General features: G+C 61.5%; 1 protein-coding gene. It reads right to left on the bottom strand.

Going from position 1 to position 2,451, the window contains the following annotated elements; translation table 11 throughout:
• Positions 1-2,451, bottom strand: a 2,451-nt coding sequence (locus LG198_RS14265; RefSeq protein WP_407659206.1) for a hypothetical protein, incomplete at both ends; no start/stop codon positions are given.

Genomic DNA, 2,451 nt, shown 5'->3' with positions numbered 1-2,451 from the left:
TCTGGCGCCCCGCCTGGTCGTAGCGGTACTCGGTGAGGTAGCCTTCGCCATCGAGGACGCCAACCAGCAGGCCGTCGTTGTCGTACAGGCGGCGGGTCACACGGTCGTTGGCGCTATCGGCGACAGGCATGGTATTGGGGTGGTTGGCCTGGATGTCGAAGCCGTTGTTGAGGGTAGTGGTCAAAGCATCCAACTGGGCCTGGCTCAGCAATTTGGTGTATTGCGTAGTGGTCAGCAGACGGCTCGCGCCATCGTAGGTGTAGGCAGTGACCGCACCTACGCCATCGATTTCCTTGGCCAAGCGCCCGGCCTGGTCGTAAAGGCGATGCGTGATGCGGTCATTGGCATGTGCTGCCGGCTTGACGCCGTCCAGGGTCAAGCCGGCAGCGTTGGCGAGCGAAGCCGTGACGCGGTTGGCATAGCGTCGGGTGGCGATCAGTTGGCCGTTGAGGTTGTAAATGAATTCGGTGAGGGATTGTTCGCCATCGATCTCGCCGATCTTGCGTCCGGCGGCATCGTAGAGGTAATAGAGACTCCGCCCAATCGGGTCAGTGACCTGGCGCAGTTGTCCGAGCGCATCATAGGCGTAGGTGGTAGTCCCCAGGACGGTATTGGTATTGCCGTCCTGCTGCGCAGTGCTGATGAGGCGCCCGGCCGCATCGTAGGTCTGGAGGGTCTGCAGGCCGTTGGCGAGCTGGACGGTCACCTGGCGGCTATCATCGCTATAGAGGGTAGTGGTGGTGTTACCCAGCGCATCGGTCTGGGTGGTGAGGCGGTTGAGGCCGTCGTAGGCGTAACTGGTGAGGTAGGTGCTGCCGGTCTCGGTGCCGCGGCCATCGATGACCTGGCGCAGGTTGCCGGCCTGGTCGTAGGTGTAGTAGGTGGTGGCTTTGCTCGCGTCGTTGACGCCGTTGCCCGCACTGTCGACGCTGCCGTAGACGCTGCGGCTCTTGAGCGCGCCGCGCGCGTCATAGGTGTAGTCGATGCGCTGGCTCTGGGCCTTGTTGACGCCAGCCAGCCAGGTGGTGAGACTGGCTTCGGTCTGGGTGCCGCTCGCGGTGAAGGTGTTGGCCGTGTACTGGATCTGGCTGGTCTGTTGGCCGAAACCATCATAGCGGTATTCGGTGACGCGGCCTTCCGGGCTGATGATGAAGCGCAGGTGGTTGTCCGCGTTGTAGAGGTAGCGGGTGGTCTGGGGAACGCTGGCCGTGGCGGTTCCCGCACCATCCGGATCGGCCACGGCATACCGGGTTTCGGTCAGGAGTTGGTTCTGGCTGCCATAGGTGCGCTCGATGACGTTGCCCGCCGCGTCCTGTTCACGGGTGCGGTTGCCGTTGGCGTCGTACAGGTAGTCGGTCACATTGCCGCGCGCATCGATGGCGCGCGTGACGTCGCCGTTGGTATTGTACTGGTAGTGTTGGGCACCACCGTTGGCATGGTGCAGGGTCACGAGCTGGCCCTTGGCATCATATTCCATCGCATAGGCGGCAGTGCCATTGGCATTGGTGATGGTCATGAAGCTCACAAAGGCGATATAGGCAAATTCAGTCGTGTTGCCCAATCCATCCGATACGCTCTTGACCTTGCCGTCCGCATGGTAGGTAAAGCTGACGGTGGTGCCGTTGCCGCTGCCAGACACGCCGCCATTGGTGATGCTGGCAATGCGGTGGCTGGTCCCGTCGTAGGTGTAGCTGGTGATGTAGACGTTGCCGTCGGTGGTGCTGTTGTCTTCTGGGGTGAGGTCGGTAATGACGGTCTTAAGACGGCCCTGGCCATCGTATTCATAACGGGTGCGGGTGCTGAGGATGTTGCTGCCACTCACGACTTCGATGCGTTGCAGTTGGGTGCCCAGGTAGACGAGACGGGTGGTCTCGCCATTGGCATCCGCGACTTCGGTGATGAGGCCGTTGGCGTCATAGGTGTAGGTCAGGGCATTGCCAGCGGTGTCGGCGACGGTCTTGATGCGCCAGATGCTGCCCGAGGCTTCGTAGGTTTCCGTCACCCGGCTGTCGCCGTCCTGCCAGGTCCAGGTGGTGTTGCTGTAGGTCAGGGTGTCGTAGCTGCCGCCGCCGTCCTTGTTCAGGTATTGGCCTGTGCCAGTATCATAGGTGTAGATCAACTGCGCGCCATCGGCCGCAGTGCGGGTGATGGTGCTGCCTGCGGTGTTGACATTGCCCGTGAGGCCGGAGAGCTGGCGATAGAGGGAGAGTTGCCAATTATCATTATTGTCGAAGTCGAAGGCACCCTGGCTGTTGTAGGTGCGCAGGATGCCGAGGTCAGGGCCACGGCCGATCAGGAGTTCGTCTTGCCGCTGCAGGATGAGGTTGCCGGTCTTGGCGTTGATGTAGGCCGCGTCCCCCGCACCGCCAATGTTCAAGTTCAGTTGTCCGCCAGATCCCAGTATATTGGCAGAACTCCCAGATAACCCCAGTCCATTCCCCGTGACAATCG

Origin of the sequence: Methylobacillus arboreus (assembly GCF_020532725.1) — a bacterium.
GTDB classification, from domain to species: Bacteria; Pseudomonadota; Gammaproteobacteria; order Burkholderiales; family Methylophilaceae; genus Methylobacillus; species Methylobacillus arboreus.
The sequence above is the reverse complement of the archived record's forward strand: the minus strand, read 5'-3'. Positions and strand labels throughout refer to the sequence as shown.